This is a genomic window from Pseudactinotalea sp. Z1748 (assembly GCF_049725185.1).
Classification (GTDB): Bacteria; Actinomycetota; Actinomycetes; order Actinomycetales; family Beutenbergiaceae; genus CALKWS01.
In genome coordinates, this window is the sequence record NZ_JBMPQB010000001.1 from 315,192 (window position 1) to 335,250 (window position 20,059).

Below are 20,059 nucleotides of genomic sequence, written 5' to 3' on the forward strand. Positions count from 1 at the left end.
AGTTGCCGTTGGCACCGAACGCCGGGGTGGTACTGGTCGCGGCCGGTGCCGGAACCCGGCTCGGCGGTCAGGAACCCAAGGCCCTGGCGATGCTGGGCGGCCGGTCCCTGGTCACCCACGCGGTCAGCCGGCTGCGGGCGACCGGCCTGGTGCGCACCATCGTGGTGACCGCGCCCCGCGGCCACGGGGAGCAGGTCCGCCGGGCCGCGTTGGCGGCCTTTGCCGATCACGAGGCGTCGCCGGAGGGGCAAGCGGGCGCCGACCGGGTCGAGGTTGACGTGGTGGAGGGCACCTACCCCTCTCGGCAGGCCTCGGTCGCCGCGGGACTGGAGCGCCTCGATGCCGGACACGAGGTGATCCTGGTGCACGACGCCGCCCGCCCGCTCGCGCCGCCGTCGATGATCACCCGGGTGGTCCGGGCCGTCCAGGGCGGCCATGACGCGGTGGTGCCCGGACTGGCGGTGACCGACACGATCAGGATGGTCGATGAGCAGGACACCGCCCGCGCCCGCGGTGTGGTGGAGCGGGGCCGGCTCCGGGCCATGCAGACCCCGCAGGGCTTCCGAGCCGAGGTGCTGCGGCGGGCGCACGCCTCCGGGGCCGCACGCGGGCGTCACGAGTACAGCGCAGCCACCGATGACGCCGCCCTGGTCGAGGCGCTCGCGCTCGAGGTGCACCTGGTGGCCGGGGAGCGTGCCGCGATGAAGATCACCGACCCGCACGATCTAGCCGTGGCCCAGATGTACCTGAGCGAGGGCTGGTGAGCCGGTGAGCAGCCCGCGAGTGCCCGTGCCGCGCACTGGTATCGGTGTGGACGTGCACGCCTTCGCCACCGATGGCACGTCCGGGCTGTACCTGGCCGGCATCTACTTCCCGGATGAGATCGCCCTGACTGGGCACTCCGACGGCGATGTGGCCGCCCACGCCGCCGCCGACGCCTTGCTGGTGGCCGCCGGGGTGGGGGACCTGGGTTCGGTGTTCGGCACCAGCGACCCACGCTGGTCCGGGGCCGCCGGCACCGTGATCCTGGGCGAGGCGGCGCGCCGGGTCCGCGCCGCGGGCTTCGTGGTCGGGAACGTGGCGGTGCAGGTGATCGGGAACCGGCCCAGGCTCGCCCCGCACCGCGGCCGTGCCCAGGAGTTGCTGTCCGCGGCCACCGGTGCACCCGTGACCCTGAGCGCCACCACCACCGACGGGCTGGGCCTGACCGGCCGCGGCGAAGGGCTGGCCGCGATCGCCACCGCGCTGGTGGTGGCCGGCCCAGGTTGAGGGTGCCCGGGAGCGTCTCTGGTTACTCGGCGAGCGGCCGCTGGCAGGTCGGTCAGGGTGCGCCGTCGGCGGTCCTCCGCCGCCCCTGGCAGGGTGCGGCGCCCGGGAGCGGCCGGCACCGATAAACTCGACTGAATGTCGCTGCATCTGTATGACTCCGCCACCCGCGAGGTGCGCCGCTTCGAGCCCGCGGTCCCGGGCAAGGTGGGCATCTACCTGTGCGGTGCCACCGTGCAGGGCTCCCCGCACATCGGGCACATGCGCTCCGCCGTCGCCTTCGACATCCTCACCCGCTGGTTGCGCCGCAGCGGCTACCAGGTGACGCTGGTGCGCAACGTCACCGACATCGACGACAAGATCCTGTCCAAGTCCGCCGGGGCCGGTGCGCCCTGGTGGGCCTGGGCCTACCGGTACGAGCGCGAGTTCGCCCGCGCCTACGACGCGCTCGGGGTTGCTCCGCCCACCTATGAACCCCGGGCCACCGGTCACATCACCGAGATGGTCGAACTCATCGAGTTGCTCATCGAACGTGGCCATGCCTACACCGGGGATCCCGGGAACGTGTACTTCGACGTGCACAGCTTCGGCAGGTACGGGGCGTTGACCCGCCAGCTGGTGGAGAACATGACCAGCGTGGAGGAGGCCGCCTCGGACAAGCGAAACCCGCACGACTTCGCGCTGTGGAAGGCGCACAAGGAGGGTGAGCCCGCTACCGCGGCCTGGCCCACGCCCTACGGCCGCGGGCGGCCCGGGTGGCACCTGGAGTGCTCGGCGATGGCGCGCAAGTACCTGGGCACCACCTTCGACATCCACGGCGGCGGGATCGACCTGCGTTTTCCGCACCACGAGAACGAGCAGGCCCAGTCCTGGGCCGCCGGCTGGGGCTTCGCCAGGCTGTGGATGCACAACGCCTGGGTCACCACCGGCGGGGAGAAGATGAGCAAGTCGCTGGGCAACTCCCTACTGACCGAGGTCGTGCTCCAGCGCACCTCCCCGATGGTGCTGCGCTACGCCCTCGGAGCGGTGCACTACCGGTCCGCACTGGAATTCTCCGACTCCACCCTCTCCGATGCCGCCGCCGCCTGGCAGCGCATCACCGGACTGCTGGACCGGGCCGGCGCCGCTGGCACCGACCCGGCCGGGCGGATCGCCACCGCCACCGCGCGGGAACCGGACCAGGTGGAGTTGCCCGAGGCCTTCAGCGCCGCGATGGACGAGGATCTGAACGTCTCGGCGGCCCTGGCCGCGGTGCACGAGCACGTGCGCCGCGGCAACAGCGCCCTGGCCGCGGGTCAGGAGGCCGGCGAGATCGCCTTGCAGGTGCGCGCCATGCTCGCCGTGCTCGGTCTGGACCCGTATGCCGAGCCCTGGCGCGGGGCGGCCGAAACCGGTGACGACGGGACTTCCGCGGTGCTCGACGCGCTCATCTCCCAGGTGCTCACCGCTCGCGCGCAGGCCCGCGCGGACAAGGACTGGGCGCGAGCCGACGAACTGCGCGACCAACTCCACGCCGCCGGTGTGGTGGTGGAGGACTCCTCCGGCGGTGCCCGCTGGAGCCTGCGAGGGGATCACTGATGGCCGGTAACTCCAAGCGCCGCGGCGCCGTCCGCAAGGCCGGGACCAAGAAGGGCGCCCAGGTCGGCTCCGGCGGGCAGGGTCGCAAGTCGCTGCGCGGTAAGGGCCCCACCCCCAAGGCCGAGGACCGCCCCTACCACCCGGCAGCCAAGCGCAAGGCCAGTGCCGAACGCTCCGCGCCACGCAGGTCCCGACCCGCGGGAGACCGGCCCTATGAGGTGATCGGGGGGCGCAACTCGGTGCTGGAAGCCCTGCGGGCGGACGTCCCGGCCTCCACCGTGTACGTGGCCACCGGCGTCGGTGGGGATGAGCGCACCGCCGAGATCCGCCGGATCATCGCCGATCGGGGCATCCCGCTGCTGGAGGTGACCCGGACCGAACTCGACCGTCTCACCGATGGCGGGGTGCACCAGGGGGTCGGGCTGCAGGTGCCCACCTACACCTATGCCGAGCCGGCGGACCTGCTCAGCACCGACGCGCCGGGCGCCCCGTTGATCGTGGCGCTGGACTCGGTCACCGACCCGCGCAACCTCGGAGCCGCGCTGCGCAGCGCCGGCGCCTTCGGCGCGCACGGGGTGCTCATCCCGCAACGGCGCTCGGCCGGACTGACCGCCTCGGCGTGGAAGGTTTCCGCCGGGGCCGCAGCCCGGGTTCCGGTGGCCCGGGCGACCAACCTGGTCCGGGCCCTGGGTGAGTACAAGAAGGCCGGCTGCTTCGTGGTGGGACTGGATGGTGAGGCGCAGACGCCGGTGGCCGAGTTGCCGCTGGTGCACGAGCCGTTGGTGTTGGTGCTCGGCTCGGAGGGCAAGGGCCTGGGCCGGTTGGTCCGGGAGACCTGCGACGCCCTGGTCTCCATCCCGATCTCGGCCTCGATGGAATCCCTCAACGCCGGCACCGCGATCGGTATCGCGCTGTACGAGGTGGCCCGCCAGCGGTCCGAGGGCTGACCCCACGCGGTGCCCCGGATCGACGGCGCACCCGCCTGTGCGCAGGACCGGTACAGGTCGGGTAGGTAGGCTCGTGCCATGAGCAGTTCAACAGGGTGGCGGCGGTGCGCCGGGCTGGTCAGCACCGCGACGCCGCACGCCGCACGTGCCGAGGGATTCCTGGACGGTGCCCAGGTGATCGGGCTGATCGAGTCCGACCCGGACGCCCCGTTCTCGGTCGCCGTGGCGGTGGCCGTGGATGAGGAGCGCCGGGTGGCGGTGCTCTCGGCCGGCCGTACTGAGATCGTGCCCGGACCGCACCTGTCCGATCTGGCCGAGGCCCTGGCCACCGAGTGCCAGGCACTGGTGGTCTTCGAGGAGATCGTGGTCGAGGGCGTCGGCGCCAAGACAGAGGACGATGAGGACTTCGACCCGTTCGGGTCCGAGATCGACCTGGCCTCCACCCGGCTGCCCGAACGTGCGGTGGTGCTCACCCGAGCCTCCACGCGAGACCTGCACGATCTGGCCACCAAGGCCAACACGGTGCTGTGGGTGCTGGAGTCGGGCGAGTACCAGGTGGTCCTCGTTCCGGACGGCCCGGCGCTGACCTCCCTACAGTGGCGCGATGAGCACCTGCCGGTGGTGGTGCTGGAGAAGGGGTCCTCCTTCCCCTCGATCAGCGTGCTGTCCGAACCCGGCGAAGCGCACCTGCACTCCTGGGACGCCACCGTCACGGTGGTGCCCACCGAGGCCGCCGAGGTGGTGCAGCCGTTCGTGCGCGACAAACTCGGCCCCGATGCGCTGGTGCGGAGCCTGCGCGCTGCCGTGCCGGAGGCCGATACCGACGCGCTCACCGAGGCGCTCGTGGCCGACGGTGCGCAGGGCCTGATCGGCATCGTCCCCAGCCTCGGGCTGCCGGAGGTGGTGACGCGGTTCCTGCACGACCAGATCCCGGCGGCCGAGGTGCCCGGCGCGGTCGAACTGGATCCGATGACGGTGGCGGACGCGGTGCGCCGCGCCATGGACGAGGCAGCGGACGAGGCCAGGGCGCACGTGGAGCAGATGCGCGAAGTGGCCGACGACGCCCGCGAGCAGGCCCGGGAACAGGCCCGGGCGAACGTGGAGCAGATGCGTCGCCACGCCGCCGAGGCCTCCGAGGCCGCCTACCGGATCGCCGACCCCGACGAGCACCCCACCCTGGCCTGGACCACCCCGGTGGCCGGGTTGGTGCAACTGGCCGGTGCGCTGTTCGCGTTGCGCAAGGCCCTGAGCCGCAACGCCTCCGGCGCCCCTGGGGGTAAGTGGTGGGGTCTGTTGGCCGGTGTGCTGGGCACCGCCGCTGCGGCGAACCTGGGCTTGGCTGCGCTGCCGTGGCTGAGGCGGTGGCGCACCCGAGCCTGAGGCGCACCCGCCCGTCCTGGAGGCGCACCTGCGGGTGCCCAGCGGCAGCCGCAGAAGCCCACGGCCACCGGCCCGGCGCTACTCGCGCACGTGGTCGAACAGTTCCGAGGAGATGTAGCGCTCGCCGGTGTCGGGCAGGATCGCCACGATCGTGCGCCCGGCGTACTCCTCGCGCCGGGCCAGTTGCATCGCGGCGTGCAGGGCGGCGCCGGAGGAGACGCCCACGATCAGGCCCTCGGTGCGAAACGCGGTGCGGGCCACCTCGATCGCCTCATCCTGGGGGACCCGCAGCACGCCGTCGAGCAGGTCCAGGTCGGTGACGGGCGGGACGCCGTTGCCGCCGGTGATGCCCTGGATCTTGTGCGGATGCCACTCCTGGCCGTTCAACACCGCCGCCTCGGCCGGTTCCACCCCGAACAACTGCACCTTGGGGTTCTTCGTGCGCAGGTACCGCCCGGCTCCGCTGATCGTCCCACCGGTCCCGGTGGTGGCCACCAGCACGTCCACCTGCCCGTCGGTGTCGGCCCAGATCTCCGGCCCGGTGCTGGTCTCATGCACGTGCGGGTTCGCCGGGTTCCCGCCCTGCCCGGACAGGAACAGGTCCGGATCGGCCTGCACCATGGCGTTCGCGTGCTGGTTGGCCCCGGCCATCCCCTCGGTGCCGGGGGTGAAGATCACCTCAGCACCCAGCGCCCGCAGCAGCGCCGCACGTTCACCGGACACGTCGTCGGGCATCACGATGACCACCCGGTAGCCGAGCACGGCGCCGATCCAGGCGAAGGCGATCCCGGTGTTGCCGCTGGTGGCCTCCAGGATGGTGCCGCCCGGGCGGAGGCGCCCATCGGCCTCCGCGGCGCGCACGATCGCCAGCGCGGTGCGGTCCTTGATGCTGAAACCGGGGTTCTGCGACTCCAGCTTGACCAGGACCCGGGCGTGCAGGGGCTGGGCGCTCAGGGCGCCCACCCGCACCAGCGGGGTGTGTCCGACCAGTTCGGTCAGGTCGCGGTAGATGCGTGCCATCGATGCTCCAAGAAGAGGTGTCAGGGTGCCTGCGGAGCGTACGGTACCGGCGGACCCGGAAGGGCCGACGACGGCGCTGCGTCCGGATCCTGGGCGGCGCCGGTGTGCCGTGTCAGTCCGCGGCCGGTCTGCGGTGTCACTCGTCGCTGACCCGGGCGATGGTGTCGGTGGGCGGTCCGCCGAGCACCGCGTCCTCATCGGGACGGTGGCGCAGCACGCTCTCGATGTAGGAGGTGACCACCTCCGGTAGCGGCACGTCCTGGCCGCGCGCCTGGGCCATGAACCAGCGGTGCTCGAGCATCTCGTGGAAGATCTCGGCCGGCTCGAGCTTCCGGCTGAGATCCCGGGGCACCGCCCGCACGGTCGGCTCGAATACCTCGGTGAGCCAGTCGTGGGCCACGTACTCCTCGTCGTCGCCGAGCCGGTCGGTGGCCGCCCGGTAGGTGTCCATGTCGTTGAGCAGCCGGCGGGCCTGGTTCTCCTGCACGTCCAGACCGGTCAGGCGCATCAGGCGCCGGTGGTGGTGGCCGGCGTCGACCACCTTGGGCTGGATCTGTACCGAGGTGCCGTCGATGTCGGTGGTGATCTGCAACTCGCCCACGTCGTATCCCAGGGCGTTCAGCCGCCGGATCCGGTCCGCGACCCGCCAGCGATCGGCGGTGCCGAACTCCTCCAGGTCGGTCAGCGTCGACCACAGGTCCTGGTAGCGCTCCACGAGCATCGCACCGATGGCGACGGTGTCCACCTCCTCCATCAGCAGGTCCCCGGCGTCCAGGTCCATCAGTTCCCCGATGATGTTCACCCGGGCGATCTCCAGGTCGTACTCTCGCTGGCCGCGGGTGAGTTCGCCGTGCAGTTCCCCCGTCTCGGCGTCGACGAGGTAGGCGGCGAACTCTCCGGCGTCGCGCCGGAACAGGGTGTTGGACAGGGACACATCACCCCAGTAGAAGCCGGTCAGGTGCAGCCGCACCAGCAGCACGGCCAGGGCGTCGATGAGCCGGGTGGCGGTCTCGGGGGCCAGGTGCCGGCTGAACAGAGCGCGGTAGGGCAGGGAAAACCGCAGGTGCTCGGTGACCAGGGCGGAGTTCAGCGCCTCCCCATCGGGACTGTGCCGACCGGTGATCACCCCGACCGGGCGTACCGAGGGCACGTCGAGGCGGTTCAGGTCCCGCAGCAACTGGTACTCGCGGTAGGCGACCGACTCCCCGATCTCCTTGATCGCGATGACGCGGCCGGACATTCTCACGAACCGCACGATGTGCCGGGAGATGCCGCGGGGCAGCGCCGCGATCGTCTCGGCCGGCCAGTCCTCCAGCGGCACGTGCCAGGGCAGGTCCAGCAGGGCGGGGTCCGGTGCGGCCGCGGTGATCTGCAACGAGGTCGACATGAGGACGATTCTGGCAGCCCCGCGCGGTGGCCGGGAACCCGGGGGCGCAGCCGGCGCTGCCGGCACATGCGAAACGGGGCGGGATCCCGGTAGGATCCCGCCCCGTTCCTGCGCCTGTTCAGTGCGCGTTCATCGGTGTGCTCAGACCGGCAGACGCTCACCGCTGGCGGAGGAGAACATGTGCGACTCACCCTCGCGGATCCGGACGTAGATCCGGTCGCCCTTCATCGGGACCCTGCGGGGGTCGGTGCGCACGATGAGTTGGGCCTCACCGGCACCGGAGGTGACGTGCTCGGCTACCTCCTTGTCGCCCAGTTGGCCGTAGACGAAGGCGTCGGAGCCGAGCTCCTCCACCACGTTCACGTCGACCGGGAAGGCGCCCTCGTCAGCCTCGGTGCTCAGGTCCAGCGACTCGGGACGGAATCCGAGGGTGATCTCACCCTTGTCGTCCTCGGTGAGCGCGTCCATCGTGGAGCGGGTCAGCGGGATGTGGGTGTTGCCCAGGTGGGCCTTGCCGTCGGCGACGTCGAAGGTGCCCAGGTTCATCGCCGGGGAACCGATGAAGCCGGCCACGAACACGTTCGCCGGGACGTCGTACATCTCCCGTGGGGTCCCGACCTGCTGGAGCACACCGTGGTCGAGCACCGCGATGCGGTCACCCATGGTCAGCGCCTCGGTCTGGTCGTGGGTCACGTACACGGTGGTGACCCCCAGACGGCGCTGCAGCGAGGCGATCTGGGTGCGGGTGGACACGCGCAGTTTGGCGTCCAGGTTGGACAGCGGCTCGTCCATGAGGAACACCTGCGGGTTGCGCACGATCGCGCGGCCCATCGCCACACGCTGACGCTGACCACCGGAGAGGGCCTTCGGTTTACGGTCCAGGTACTCGCTCAGGTCCAGGATCTTGGCGGCGTTCTCCACCCGCTCACGGATCTCGGACTTGGGGTTGCCGGCGATCTTCAGGGCGAAGCCCATGTTGTCGGCCACCGACATGTGCGGGTACAGCGCGTAGTTCTGGAACACCATCGCGATGTCCCGGTCCTTGGGCTGAACGTCGGTGACGTCGCGGTCACCGATCAGGATGCGGCCGGAGTTGACGTCCTCCAGGCCTGCGAGCATCCGCAGCGAGGTGGACTTACCGCAACCGGAGGGGCCTACGAGGACGAGGAACTCGCCGTCGGCGATCTCCAGGTTGAGTGCGTCCACCGCGGGACGCTCGGTGCCCGGGTAGGTCCGGCTCGCGTGGTCGAAAGTGACCGTTGCCATGATGTCTTTCCCTTCACCGGCAGGTACGTGCCGGACGATCCGTTGTGAAGAGTGTCAGAGTGTCTCCGCTGACACAGCCGGTGAGGAACACCGGCCGAGAGCCATTGTGCCACACGTCACGTTCTTTGTTGCGTGAGGCATCTCACTGCTCGCGCAGGTCCACCAGTGCGTGCAGGAGCGCGGCCATGGCTTCCTCATCGGCCACCCGCACGGTGGCCACGGACTCGGCAGTGCCCACCTTCACGCCCAGGTCGCCCTCGCCCAGGATGGCCAGGGCCGTCTCATCGGTGACGTCGTCGCCGGCGAACAGGACGGCGACATCCTCGCCGTCGCGTTCGACGCGCAGCCGGTGGCGCAGGGTGGCCACCGCCTCTCCCTTGGTGGCGTGCACCACCGGGATCTCCACCACCTGATTACCCGGCTGGGCGTACGTGCCCGGCCAGCTGCCCGGCCCGGCCAGGGCGAACGCCAGGGCCCGCCGGGCCGCCTCGGCATCGGCCACGGGGCGCGTGTGCAGCGCGGCGGAGGCGGGCTTGCGCTCCACCCAGGCGCCGTCGAACTCGGGTTCGGCGGCGATGCGCTCCAGGGCGTCGGTGACCCTGGTCAGCAATTCGCGCGCGCTGGGCTCCAGTTCGAACGGCAGCATCTGCACGGTGCCGTCCGGTTCCACCTGCCCGGTCTGGGCGCCGTGGCTACCGACCAGCCAGGTGCCCGCCGGTGGCGTGGCCAGCCCTGCCAGGTCGGCCGCCGGCCGGCCGGAGACCAGGGCGAGCTGGACGCCGTCGGCCTCGGACAGGCGTACCAGCGCCTCCGCGGCGCGCGGGATCGGCCGGGACCGGCTGGGATCGGGGACCAGCGGTGCCAGCACGCCGTCGAAGTCCAGGGCCACCAGGATGTGCTCGGCCCGGGCGAAGGTGGCCAGGTGCTCGTCCAACTCGGAGGAGGGGGTGGGGGCCGCCGCTGACGTGGCGGAATCGTTGCCCGCGTCCGGGGGGTGTGGGGCGGTCATCGGCGATCGTAGGTGAGGGCCTGGAGCGTGGACAGGAACGACTGCGCCCAGAGGCGCACGTCGTTGTCCATCACCCTCTTGCGCAGGGTGCGCATCCGTCGCCGTCGGTCCCGCTCGGGCATGTCGATGGCGCGCATGATCGTGGCCTTGGTGCCCTCGATGTCATGCGGGTTGATCAGCAGCGCCTGGGGCAGGTCGCCGGCCGCACCGGCGAACTCGCTGAGCACCAGCACTCCGCCGAGGTCGTGGCGGGCGGCGACGTACTCCTTGGCCACCAGGTTCATCCCGTCGCGCAGGGACGTCACCAGCATCACGTCGGCCGCCAGGTACAGCGCGGCCATCTCCTCCATCGGGTAGGAATGGTGCATGTAGTAGATCGCCGCCCCCGCCAGGGAGCCGTGCTGGCCGTTGATGTGCCCCACGGACTCCTCGATCTGGTGGCGCAGCGCCTGGTACTGCTCCACCCGCTCCCGGCTGGGGCTGGCCACCTGCACCAGCGCCGTTCCGGGGACGGTGATCTTGCCCTCGTCCAACAGCTCCCCGAAGGCCTTGAACCGGTGCCGGATCCCCTTGGTGTAGTCCAGGCGGTCCACGCCGAGCAGCACCGTGCGCGGATCGCCCAATTCCCTGCGGATCTGGGCGGCTCGCTCCAGCACCGCCTCACTGCGAGCCACCTCGTCGAAGTGAGCGGCATCGATGGAGATCGGGAACGTGGCGGCGCGGACCTGTCGGCGCTCGGTGTCCTCGGCGTCGTCGGCCTGGGTGCCCGGGTCGAGGGCGATCTCGTTGCCCCGGGTGCTGTGGGTAGTGAAGCGGCGCACCGCGCGCAGGAAGTTCGCGGCATCCCCACCGCGCTGGAAGCCCACCAGGTCCGCTCCGAGCAAGCCCTCGATCACTGCCGACCGCCACGGCATCTGGCCGAACAGTTCCACCGGTGGGAAGGGGATGTGGTTGAAGAAGCCGATGCGCAGGTCCGGTCGCAGCCTGCGCAGCATCGCCGGGACCAGCTGAAGTTGGTAGTCCTGCACCCACACCTCGGCACCGTCGTCGGCGGCATCGGCAGCCTCGGTGGCGAAGCGTTCGTTGACTTTGCGATAGGCGTTCCACCAGTGCCGGTGGTACTCCGGGGGCACGATCACGTCGTGGTACAGCGGCCACAGGGTGGCGTTGGAGAAGCCTTCGTAGTAGTCGGCGACCTCCTGCTGCGTCAGGGGCACCGGCCGCAGGTGGATGCCGTCGGCCTGGAACGGGTCCAGGTCACCCTCAGTGCTGCCCGGCCAGCCCACCCAGGCGCCGTCACCGGAGCGCATCAGTGGCGCCAAAGCGGTCACCAGCCCGCCGGGGGAGCGGGTCCACTGCAACGTCCCGTGCTCATCCACGGCGGCATCGACCGGGAGCCGGTTGGCGACCACCACGAAGTCATGGCGCCGCCCGGCCGAACCTGATGCTGACCTGTTCTTCGCCATGCCACTCCATCGAGTTTCACTTGTTCGGGATGCCCAGTACCGGCCCCGCTCAGCCTATCCAGGTGCCGATCGGGGTGCACGCGGCCCTCAGCCCCGGTTGCCGGTCATCGCGAACACGGCGTGCCGGGCCGGCCGCCCGACGGCGGCTGTACTCGGCGCGGGACGGGGCGCCGGACACCGTCCGATCGGGTTGCTGCGGGTACCTTGAGGCGTATGTCGTCGAGCCCCGATACCACGCAGCCGGTGCCCAGGGAGGTGGGCGGTTACCGGCTGCGCAGCGTGCTCGGCTCGGGCGGGATGGGCACCGTGTATGAGGCGCTGGACGGGGACAACCGGGTGGTGGCGCTGAAACTGCTGCATCCGGGCATCAGCGCGGACCCGGCCGCCAGGGCGCGGCTGCGCCGTGAGATCGCCACCCTGCACCGGGTCCGCGGCCCGCACGTGGCGCGGGTGCTGGACGCCGAGTCCGACTCCGCCGAGGCCTTCATCGTCACCGAGTTGGTCGAGGGGCAGTCCCTGGACGACTCGGTGCGTGAGCACGGTCCGCTCGATGAGGTCGAGGTGGCCGATCTGGCTGACGGATTGGCCGATGCACTGGCCGCCATCCATGGTGCCGGGGTGGTGCACCGGGACCTCAAACCCGGCAACGTGATGCTCACCGACGCCGGACCGGTGGTGATCGACTTCGGCATCTCCCAGTTGGCCGATGATTCGCGCCTGACCCAGACCGGGCTGGTCACCGGTACCCCGGGGTATGTGGACCCCGCCGTGATGCGCGGATCCGCCCCGGGCATCACCGGGGACTGGTGGGGCTGGGCCGCGATTCTGCTGTTCGCCCTCACCGGCCGTGCCCCGTTCGGCAAGGGGCCGCTGGCCGCGGTGCTGGGCAGAGTGGAGACCGGGCGCCCGGACCTGGACGGTGTACCCGAGCCGCTGGCGCCGGTGCTACGGGCGGCGCTGCACCCCGATCCGCAGCACCGCCTCGACCCTCGGGAGGTCCGCAAGGCGCTGGGAGAGTTCGCGCTCGGCCACACTCCCACCGTGGTGATCGCCGAGCACCCCACGGTGGCCGCGCCGCAACGCCCCCCGGCGCCGCCGGCCTTCCCCCCGCATCGCCGGAGTGCCTGGCCGGCCGGCGCCGCGGGTGCGGGCACCGCTGGGGTGCAGGGCCCAGGCCCGGCCGCGGGGTATCCCCCCCAGAGCCAGGCACAGCCACCGGCACAGCACGCGCCCGGGGAGCAGCAATGGCAGCAGGCACCGGTCACACCGGCACCCACCCGCCGGCCGGTGCAACCGGTGCACCCCGCCCCTGCCGGGCCGGAGGGCTGGCAGCACCCGCAGGAGCAGGCCCCGGCGCCGATGCCGGCCTGGGCGCGACGCCCGCGGACCCGCCCGGCGGTGCTGGGGGCCTGGTTCCTGGCGGTTGTGGGTCTGGGCGCGCTCCGGCCCGCCTGGACCCTGATCGGCCTGGCAGTGGTGATGGCCCTGACCGGGGCGATCGGGGTCGGCGCCGAAGCGCTGCGGGAACGGCGGATGCACTACGGGCGGCGTCGCTCCGATTCCGCCCGGGTGATCGCCGGTAGTCCCTGGTATCTGCTCTCCGGGACTCTGCTGACGGTCCCGGGCCTGATGGTCGGTGCCCTGGCGGCGGTGGTGATCTGGGGATTGGGCGCCTCCCGGCTCCCGCACACCGGTGTGGTGGCCCTGGCGATGGCTGCGCTGACCCTGCTGCTGTGGTGGATCCCCTCGAGCACCAGTGCCCGCACCGGTGCCCGGCACGTGCTGGCGGTGCTGGCTCCCTCGGCCCGCGTGGCCCGGATCTGGGCCGGGGCCGGCGTCCTGGTGGGATTGGTGATGCTGCTGGCGGTGGCGGGCTTCGGGGCCGAGGTCGTCTGGGACCCGGCACCGGCGCCCGCGGTGCCCACCTTCTGAGTATCCACGTTCGGAGTGCCCGCACGCTGACCTGCCCGCTATCACGTGCACGGTGAGCGCCGCGGCCGGTGCCGAGTGGCCAGTGCCACAGCACCGGTGCCTGTAGCGACGTCGGGCCAGCACGTATCCTGAGCGCGAAGGGCTACCCGTTGTAGTGCCTGCTGTCGGAAAGGAACTCCCGCGTTGGCTTCGAAGAGCATGGACAAGACCGCACGCCGCGAGGCGGCGCGCGCCCAGGCGGAGATACTGCGGAACCAGGCCCAGGCGCAGGAGCGCAAGCAACGCATCATCATCGGTGTGATCGCCGCGGTGATCGTCGTGCTGATTGCGGTGGCCGGGCTGATCATCTGGCAGTCCTCCCAGCGCACCCTGTTCAGCGACTTCGAGGGCGAGGTCCCCGCCGGTGCGAACGACCGCGGTGGCTTCGTGGTCGGTGCCGAGGGAGTTGGCAGTCCGAACGAGGACGCCGTCGAGGTGCAGATCTACCTGGATTACTCCTGCGTGTGGTGCGAGCGGTTCGAGGAGGTCAACGGCGCCGACATCGCCGAGATGACCGACGCGGGTGAAGTGACCGCGATCTACCACCCGGTGGCCTATCTGAATGAGTACTCCGTGCGGGCCGGTGCGGCGATGGCCGCGGTGGCCGATCGGTCACCGGAGCACCTGGTCGACTTCAACGAGCAGATGTTCGCAACCCTGGAGCCGGGTGCCTCCGACGAGCAGATCATCGAGGTCGCCCTCAGCGTGGGTGTGCCCGAGGACGTGGCCAACACGATCACCGACGGCACCTTCACCGAGTGGGTGCAGGTGGCCAGCGACCAGGGCCGACGGGACGGTGCGATGGGCACACCCACGATCTTCGTCGACGGCACCGAGATCGACGCCGAGCAGGAGGGCCAGAACTGGCTGAACCCCGGGGAACTCCCGGAGTTCATCCGCTCCCAGGCGTAGCACCTGGCAGACTCACTGGTGCGCCTGCGGTCCGGAGCCGCAGGAACCCGCCACCTTAGCTCAGTTGGTAGAGCACCCGCCTTGTAAGCGGACGGTCGTCGGTTCGAGTCCGACAGGTGGCTCTCTTAACCCTCTGACCTGCATGGACGCACTCGCCCTGTATGCGAGTGGGCGGAAACTGGGCGTCTACCTACTTCATCAACGCCGAGTTCTTCAGCCGCATCTGGGAGGTCACGTCCCTCCACGGCGAGCGGCTCGCAACCGGGGGACCCCTGGGCCCTTCTGGTTCGCAACTGACCCTGCTCTGGGCTTGCAGGCCCGCTGTCCCACGAGCCCCCGCCCCCGCCTCCCCGCACCGGGCGATGAAGAGTCGATGAAGAATCCCGCGTGGCCGCTGCTGGGCTTGCTGTCGCCGGGACGGGCGTGATTATCCTTCCTTAGCCCCACGCGATGAGTTGACCAGAGCCGCCTGGGACCTTCTTGCCCGCTAGCCAACTCCAGCAGAGGGAGACCGTTCGTGATACCCAGGACGCGACTCGTCGCCGGCGCGGTTGCCATGGCCCTCGCCCTTGCCGCGTGCGGTGACGGAGAACGGACCACACCCGATGAGCCGGCCCCGGGTTCCGCTGCGGAGGAGACGACTGACAGCCCATCGCCGACTGAGGTTGAGGGCGTGCATAACGACGCGGACACGATGTTCGCGCAGATGATGATCGTGCACCACGAGGGCGCCATCGAGATGGCTGACCTGGCCCTGGAGAAGGCTGACAGCGAGGAGGTGCGCTCCCTGGCGGAGCGGATCTCCTCCGCGCAGGGCCCGGAGATCGACGAGATGACGTCCTGGTTGGAGGCATGGGGGGAGGAGACCTCCCCGACGGGCGGCATGGAGGGCATGGACCACGGCGGCATGGAGATGGAGGGCATGAGCCAGGAGGAGGCCATGGCCGAGTTGGAATCGCTGTCCGGCGCCGAGTTCGACCGGCGGTTCCTGGAACTGATGATCGCTCACCACCGCGGCGCGGTGGACATGGCACAGGAGGAACTCCAGGGCGGGGAGAACCCGCAGGCACTGGACCTGGGCCAGAAGATCGTCGATGACCAGGAGCGTGAGATCGCGGAGATGGAGCAGTTGTTGGAGACGCTTTGAGGGGTGCGCAGGAGGGCCGGGAGTTGAGCCCGGCAACGTAGGCCTCCGGTGGCAGAACCGGCTACAAGGAGATGGTATGGGTTGGCATGACATGGGTTCGTGGGGCATGGGCTGGGGCTGGCTGTTCCTCGTCCTGCTTGTGCTCGGTGTCGCGGTGCTGGCGGTGGTGCTGGTCCGGCTCCTCTCCGGGGGTGAGCGCGGTGAGCAGCGCAACCCGCCGCCGATGCGGGGTGGCCGCGCGCTGGAGGTCCTCGATGAGCGGTACGCCAGGGGAGAGATCGACTCCACGGAGTACGACGAGCGGCGCCGGCGCCTCGAGGGCTCCGAGGACTGAGCGGTGGAACCGATCACCCGCCGGGTGGCGCTCCGGCTGGGGGCGCTAGGGGCCCTGGGGGTGGTCGTAGGCGGGGTGGGGCTGTCCCGCACCGGCCTCCCCTGGGCCGCCCAGCCGGCCCCGTTGCGCACAGCGGCGCGCGGATCCGAGACGTTGACCGAGCCCGAGGTGGTGCGCAGCCGGGACGGGCTCCTGCGCGTGGAACTTGTCGCGACCCCACGGGAGACAACCATTGCCGGCAGGCCTGCCCGGGTGCTGACCTACAACGGCACTGTTCCGGGGCAGACCTGGCGGGTGCGTCCCGGGGACCGCATCGAGGTGCTCCTGCGCAACGAACTCGAGACGCCGACCAACCTGCACACCCACGGCCTCGTGGTGTCCCCGCGGGACAACGGGGACAACCCCTTCGTCAGTGTCGATCCGGGGCAGAGTTTCGAGTACCGTTTCGACCTGCCCGAGGACCACCCGACCGGGGTGTTCTGGTACCACCCTCACCGCCACGGCACGGTGGCCGACCAGGTCTTCGGCGGTCTGTACGGTGCCCTGCTCGTCGAGGGCGATGAGGTGCCGGTCAGCCGGGAGCGAGTCCTCGTCGTCTCGGACATCGCGATGGATGGCGACGGCGAACTCGCGTCGGCGTCGGCAGCGCAGGTGATGATGGGCCGAGAGGGGGACCTTGTTCTGATCAACGGTCAGGTCCGGCCAGAACTCACCGCCCGTCCGGGAGAACGGGAACGCTGGCGAGTGGTCAACGCGTGCACATCCCGCTACCTGCACCTGGCCCTGCCCGGGCAGGATCTTGCGTTGCTGGGCATCGACAGCGGCCACGAGCCCGCCGCCCGGGAGGTCGAGCAGGTGCTGCTTGCTCCGGGCAACCGCGCGGATCTGCTGGTGACCACCCGCGGGGGTACCAGCGAGTTGCGCTCGCTCGGATACGACCGCGGCGCGATGGGCATGATGATGGGCGGTAGGGACCTGTCAGGCCCCGCCGCCCTGGCCACCCTGGCGGTCTCCGGGGACGAGGCCGCCGCGGTGGGGCGGGTGCCCGAACGACCTGCGGACCCCGACCTGCGCAACCGCCCGCTCGATGAGCGACGGGAGATCGCCTTCACCATGAACATGAGCGGGGGGATGATGGGTCCCGGCCGCAGGGGGATGATGGACCTGGGCTTCGACGGACGCCCCTTCGACGCCGACCGGGTCGACCAGCAGGTCGCCGCCGGGTCGGTGGAGGAGTGGACCATCACCAATCCCACGCCGATGGATCATCCCTTCCATCTGCATGTGTGGCCCATGCAACTCATCGAGACCAACGGCGAACCGGTGTCAGAACCGACCTGGCGGGATGTCGTCAACGTCCCCGCCAACGGCCGGGTCCGGACGCTGGTGGACTTCACCCACCACCCGGGTCGCAGCGTGTACCACTGCCACATCCTCGACCACGAGGATGCCGGGATGATGGCAGTGGTCGACACCCGCTGAGCCCGACGGCCACACAAGCGCATGGCCCATTCCGTCGAGCCGACGAACATCACCCAGAATTCGTGACCGCCCACATCCGCAGGACGGCGAAGGTGAACGCCAGGAGCGCCCGCGGCGGACCCGGAGAGCACCGGCAGCCAGCGGCGCCATGGGCGGCCGGTGCCGCAGAATCAGCCCGCGTCCCTCGGCCGAGTAGCGCTCGAGGGTCCACGCCACCATGAAGAACTAATGAAGATCCCTGTCCGTTGCGGTCAGATCGGGAATGGAAAACTTCTCGCCTGCCTTACTGCTGATGAGATACCCTCCAGGGGTATATGGAGCGATCGAATGAGGGGTTGTCATGGGTACGCCACCGAGTCACGACCACGCAGGGCCCCGGCCACGCGAGGGCCAGGAGCACACCGCGCACGCCGACCACGACTCGGCCTACGGTGCCGCGGCCGGGCATGAGGCCACGCACGGGCAGGCGTTGCCCACTGAGGGCGGGGGTGTCACCGACCCGCTGACCGCTGCGGGGCACGACTCGGCCGCGGACCACGGGCACGCTGCTCACGCCGGCCACGACAGCGGGCACGACACGCACGCCGGTCACGGGGGGCACGGCGGTCATGGCGACCACGTGGCCATGTTCCGTCGCCTGTTCTGGATCATGCTGGCCCTGGCGGTGCCCACGGTGCTGCTCAACGGGATGTTCGCCGACCTGCTTGGCTACGCGCTGCCCGACCTGCCGGGTGTGGAGGCGGTCTCCCCGGTGCTGGGTACGGTGATCTACCTGTGGGGTGGGCGCCCCTTCCTCACTGGCGCGATCGGTGAGCTGCGCACCCGCAGACCGGGGATGATGCTGCTCATCGGGATGGCGATCACCGTCGCCTTCGTCGCGTCCCTGGGGGCCAGCCTGGGGTTGTTCACCCACGAATTGGACTTCTGGTGGGAGTTGGCGCTGCTCGTCGTCATCATGCTGCTCGGACACTGGCTGGAGATGCGCTCCCTGGCGCAGACGTCCTCCGCGCTTGACTCCCTGGCCGCGCTGCTGCCCGACGAGGCCGAACGGGTGGAAGGGGACCAGGTCATCACGGTCTCCCCCGCCGAGTTGCGACTCGGTGACGTGGTAGTCGTCCGCCCGGGCGGGCGAGTGCCGGCCGATGGTGAGGTCGTGGACGGCGGTGCGGACGTCGATGAGTCGATGATCACCGGTGAGTCGCGGCCGGTGCTGCGCACCGTGGGAGACCACGTCGTGGCTGGCACCGTCGCGACCGACAACGCCTTACGGGTTCGAGTGTCGGCCGTGGGGGAGGACACCGCCCTTGCCGGCATCCAGCGGCTCGTGGCCGAGGCGCAAGCCTCCACCAGCCGCGCCCAGCTCCTCGCGGACAAGGCCGCCGGGTGGCTGTTCTGGTACGCGCTCATCGCCGCCGCAATCACCGCCGTTGTGTGGGTGTCCTTCGGGGTTCCGGACAGCGCACTGGTCCGGGCGATCACCGTCCTGGTCATCGCCTGCCCCCACGCTCTGGGCCTGGCGATCCCACTCGTCGTGTCCATCTCCACCGAACGCGCTGCCCGCGGCGGCGTCCTGGTCAAGGACCGCGGCGCCCTGGAGCGGATGCGCGTGGTCGACACCGTGCTCTTCGACAAGACCGGCACCCTGACCAAGGGCGAGCCGGCCCTCACCGACGTCACGAGCACCGGAGCGTATGAGGTGGAGGAACTGCTGCGCCTGGCGGCGGCTGCCGAGGCCGAGAGTGAGCACCCGCTTGCCCGCGCAGTTCTCGCCGCGGTCCGAGACCGCGGGCTGCAGGTTCCCTCGGCCGCCAACTTTCGGGCTGCGACGGCCGTGGGGGTACGCGCCACCGTCGAGGGCCGCGAGGTCCAGGTCGGCGGGCCTGCGCTGCTCTCCCAGTACGGCGCCGAGCCGCTGGCCGCGACAGCGTCGTGGGCACGGTCCGGTGCCACCGTCCTGCACGTTCTCGTCGACGGCCAGGTGGCCGGTGCGCTCGCCCTGGCCGATGAGGTCCGCGAGGAGTCACGGCACGCGATCGATGCCCTGCACCAGTTGGGCATCCGGGTCGTCATGATCACCGGTGACGCCGAGCCGGTGGCCCGGGCTGTGGGCGCCGAACTGGGCATCGACCAGGTCTTCGCCCAGGTGCGCCCGGAGGACAAGAGTGAGAAGGTCGCCCAACTGCAGCAGGAGGGCCGTATCGTCGCCATGGTCGGGGACGGCGTCAACGACGCCCCGGCGCTGGCTCAGGCAGACGTCGGGATCGCGATCGGTGCGGGCACCGACGTGGCGATCGCCTCCGCCGGCGTCATCCTGGCGTCTGACGACCCCCGGTCGGTGCTGTCGGTCATCCAGCTCTCCCGTGCCGGGTACCGGAAGATGAAGCAGAACCTGTGGTGGGCTGCCGGCTACAACATCGCGGCCGTGCCCCTGGCCGCAGGTGTGCTGGCCCCGGTCGGGTTCGTCCTACCCATGTCGGTCGGCGCGATCCTCATGTCCCTGTCGACCATTGTCGTTGCGCTCAACGCCCAACTGTTGCGCCGCCTGGACCTCAGCCCCGAGACCAGCACCGCCGCGGCGCACGGCGCACCTCGGGTCCCTTCCGCCGACGGCTCACGGGCTACTGGGGATCGCGAGGACGTGGTTGGGGCGCACCGTCACTGACGCGGCCAGGGTGTGCCATGCACCGGGCGATCCTGCTGCCCTACGGCCCGCCAACGAGGGTGCAACCCGCGCTGTAGTCCGCCTGGCTGAAAATCCACGTATCCGCGTCGGCGCCGGCCACTGGGCGCCGGAGCGCCGCAGGCGCTGACGGCCCGGCCCACCTGCTGGTCCGTGCTGCTGGACGACTTCCCCGCCGAGGCGACCCTGGAGCGGTTGTCCTATCGGCTCAACG

The 20,059-nt window shown here is 70.7% G+C and carries 16 protein-coding genes and 1 tRNA gene; 12 read left to right on the top strand and 5 right to left on the bottom strand.

What is annotated here, in order from left to right; translation table 11 throughout:
- The first annotated feature begins 8 nt into the window (after window positions 1-8).
- The 5 genes from ACO0LU_RS01550 (at window position 9) to ACO0LU_RS01570 (ending at window position 5,171) form a co-directional block, all read left to right on the top strand.
- The gene (locus ACO0LU_RS01550; RefSeq protein WP_424789665.1) at window positions 9-764 is read left to right on the top strand and encodes an IspD/TarI family cytidylyltransferase; all 756 of its coding nucleotides are present in this window, start codon (window positions 9-11) and stop codon (window positions 762-764) included.
- 4 nt (window positions 765-768) lie between these two features.
- Window positions 769-1,269 (top strand): 2-C-methyl-D-erythritol 2,4-cyclodiphosphate synthase, encoded by a 501-nt coding sequence (gene ispF / locus ACO0LU_RS01555; RefSeq protein WP_424789666.1) that lies wholly within the window; start codon window positions 769-771, stop codon window positions 1,267-1,269.
- Window positions 1,270-1,404: 135 nt separating this feature from the next.
- Window positions 1,405-2,844, top strand: a complete 1,440-nt coding sequence (gene cysS, locus ACO0LU_RS01560; protein WP_424789667.1) for a cysteine--tRNA ligase — start codon at window positions 1,405-1,407, stop codon at window positions 2,842-2,844.
- Window positions 2,844-3,791 carry a 23S rRNA (guanosine(2251)-2'-O)-methyltransferase RlmB gene (gene rlmB / locus ACO0LU_RS01565; RefSeq protein WP_424789668.1) on the top strand — a complete coding sequence of 316 codons (948 nt, stop codon included), beginning with the start codon at window positions 2,844-2,846 and terminating at the stop codon, window positions 3,789-3,791. Before cysS ends, rlmB begins: the two co-directional genes overlap by 1 nt.
- A gap of 78 nt (window positions 3,792-3,869) precedes the next feature.
- The gene (locus ACO0LU_RS01570; RefSeq protein WP_424789669.1) at window positions 3,870-5,171 is read left to right on the top strand and encodes a hypothetical protein; all 1,302 of its coding nucleotides are present in this window, start codon (window positions 3,870-3,872) and stop codon (window positions 5,169-5,171) included.
- A 78-nt stretch (window positions 5,172-5,249) separates the two neighbouring features.
- Here ACO0LU_RS01570 and cysK read toward each other — a convergent pair whose 3' ends face one another.
- From cysK to ACO0LU_RS01595, 5 genes are all read right to left on the bottom strand, one after another.
- A complete protein-coding gene (gene cysK / locus ACO0LU_RS01575) occupies window positions 5,250-6,191 on the bottom strand; it encodes a cysteine synthase A (RefSeq protein ID WP_424789670.1) in 942 nt (313 codons plus the stop codon).
- Between the two features lie 136 nt (window positions 6,192-6,327).
- A complete protein-coding gene (locus ACO0LU_RS01580; RefSeq protein WP_424789671.1) occupies window positions 6,328-7,578 on the bottom strand; it encodes a DUF4032 domain-containing protein in 1,251 nt (416 codons plus the stop codon).
- A gap of 141 nt (window positions 7,579-7,719) precedes the next feature.
- Complete coding sequence (locus ACO0LU_RS01585; RefSeq protein ID WP_424789672.1) at window positions 7,720-8,844, bottom strand: ABC transporter ATP-binding protein; 1,125 nt, start codon at window positions 8,842-8,844, stop codon at window positions 7,720-7,722.
- A 142-nt stretch (window positions 8,845-8,986) separates the two neighbouring features.
- Window positions 8,987-9,853: a trehalose-phosphatase gene (otsB, locus tag ACO0LU_RS01590; RefSeq protein ID WP_424789673.1), complete on the bottom strand. Its 867-nt coding sequence runs from the start codon at window positions 9,851-9,853 to the stop codon at window positions 8,987-8,989.
- Window positions 9,850-11,319, bottom strand: coding sequence for an alpha,alpha-trehalose-phosphate synthase (UDP-forming) (locus ACO0LU_RS01595; protein WP_424789674.1), 1,470 nt, complete (start codon window positions 11,317-11,319; stop codon window positions 9,850-9,852). Before ACO0LU_RS01595 ends, otsB begins: the two co-directional genes overlap by 4 nt.
- A gap of 213 nt (window positions 11,320-11,532) precedes the next feature.
- Here ACO0LU_RS01595 and ACO0LU_RS01600 point away from each other — a divergent pair, with 213 nt between their 5' ends.
- The 7 genes from ACO0LU_RS01600 to ACO0LU_RS01630 all read left to right on the top strand — a co-directional run bounded on the left by ACO0LU_RS01600 (window position 11,533) and on the right by ACO0LU_RS01630 (window position 19,827).
- Window positions 11,533-13,251 (top strand): protein kinase domain-containing protein, encoded by a 1,719-nt coding sequence (locus ACO0LU_RS01600; RefSeq protein ID WP_424789675.1) that lies wholly within the window; start codon window positions 11,533-11,535, stop codon window positions 13,249-13,251.
- Between the two features lie 183 nt (window positions 13,252-13,434).
- Window positions 13,435-14,202: a DsbA family protein gene (locus ACO0LU_RS01605; RefSeq protein ID WP_424789676.1), complete on the top strand. Its 768-nt coding sequence runs from the start codon at window positions 13,435-13,437 to the stop codon at window positions 14,200-14,202.
- Window positions 14,203-14,251: 49 nt separating this feature from the next.
- Window positions 14,252-14,324: transfer RNA gene (locus tag ACO0LU_RS01610), tRNA-Thr, on the top strand.
- Between the two features lie 551 nt (window positions 14,325-14,875).
- Window positions 14,876-15,349, top strand: coding sequence for a DUF305 domain-containing protein (locus tag ACO0LU_RS01615; RefSeq protein WP_424789677.1), 474 nt, complete (start codon window positions 14,876-14,878; stop codon window positions 15,347-15,349).
- A 76-nt stretch (window positions 15,350-15,425) separates the two neighbouring features.
- Entirely contained in the window at window positions 15,426-15,683 is a 258-nt protein-coding gene (locus tag ACO0LU_RS01620) for an SHOCT domain-containing protein (RefSeq protein WP_424789678.1), read from the top strand.
- A 3-nt stretch (window positions 15,684-15,686) separates the two neighbouring features.
- On the top strand, window positions 15,687-17,165 hold the full coding sequence (locus tag ACO0LU_RS01625; RefSeq protein WP_424789679.1) for a multicopper oxidase family protein: 1,479 nt from the start codon (window positions 15,687-15,689) through the stop codon (window positions 17,163-17,165).
- A gap of 340 nt (window positions 17,166-17,505) precedes the next feature.
- Complete coding sequence (locus ACO0LU_RS01630; RefSeq protein ID WP_424789680.1) at window positions 17,506-19,827, top strand: heavy metal translocating P-type ATPase; 2,322 nt, start codon at window positions 17,506-17,508, stop codon at window positions 19,825-19,827.
- Window positions 19,828-20,059 lie beyond the last annotated feature (232 nt).

What these genes read in the sequence shown, in the direction of transcription:
- cysS (WP_424789667.1), top strand. Translation starts at nt 1,405, where the DNA reads ATGTCGCTGCATCTGTATGACTCCGCCACCCGCGAGGTGCGCCGCTTC.
- rlmB (WP_424789668.1), top strand. Translation starts at nt 2,844, where the DNA reads ATGGCCGGTAACTCCAAGCGCCGCGGCGCCGTCCGCAAGGCCGGGACC.
- ACO0LU_RS01570 (WP_424789669.1), top strand. Translation starts at nt 3,870, where the DNA reads ATGAGCAGTTCAACAGGGTGGCGGCGGTGCGCCGGGCTGGTCAGCACC.
- cysK (WP_424789670.1), bottom strand. Translation starts at nt 6,191, where the DNA reads ATGGCACGCATCTACCGCGACCTGACCGAACTGGTCGGACACACCCCG.
- ACO0LU_RS01580 (WP_424789671.1), bottom strand. Translation starts at nt 7,578, where the DNA reads ATGTCGACCTCGTTGCAGATCACCGCGGCCGCACCGGACCCCGCCCTG.
- ACO0LU_RS01585 (WP_424789672.1), bottom strand. Translation starts at nt 8,844, where the DNA reads ATGGCAACGGTCACTTTCGACCACGCGAGCCGGACCTACCCGGGCACC.
- otsB (WP_424789673.1), bottom strand. Translation starts at nt 9,853, where the DNA reads ATGACCGCCCCACACCCCCCGGACGCGGGCAACGATTCCGCCACGTCA.
- ACO0LU_RS01595 (WP_424789674.1), bottom strand. Translation starts at nt 11,319, where the DNA reads ATGGCGAAGAACAGGTCAGCATCAGGTTCGGCCGGGCGGCGCCATGAC.
- ACO0LU_RS01600 (WP_424789675.1), top strand. Translation starts at nt 11,533, where the DNA reads ATGTCGTCGAGCCCCGATACCACGCAGCCGGTGCCCAGGGAGGTGGGC.
- ACO0LU_RS01620 (WP_424789678.1), top strand. Translation starts at nt 15,426, where the DNA reads ATGGGTTGGCATGACATGGGTTCGTGGGGCATGGGCTGGGGCTGGCTG.
- ACO0LU_RS01630 (WP_424789680.1), top strand. Translation starts at nt 17,506, where the DNA reads ATGGGTACGCCACCGAGTCACGACCACGCAGGGCCCCGGCCACGCGAG.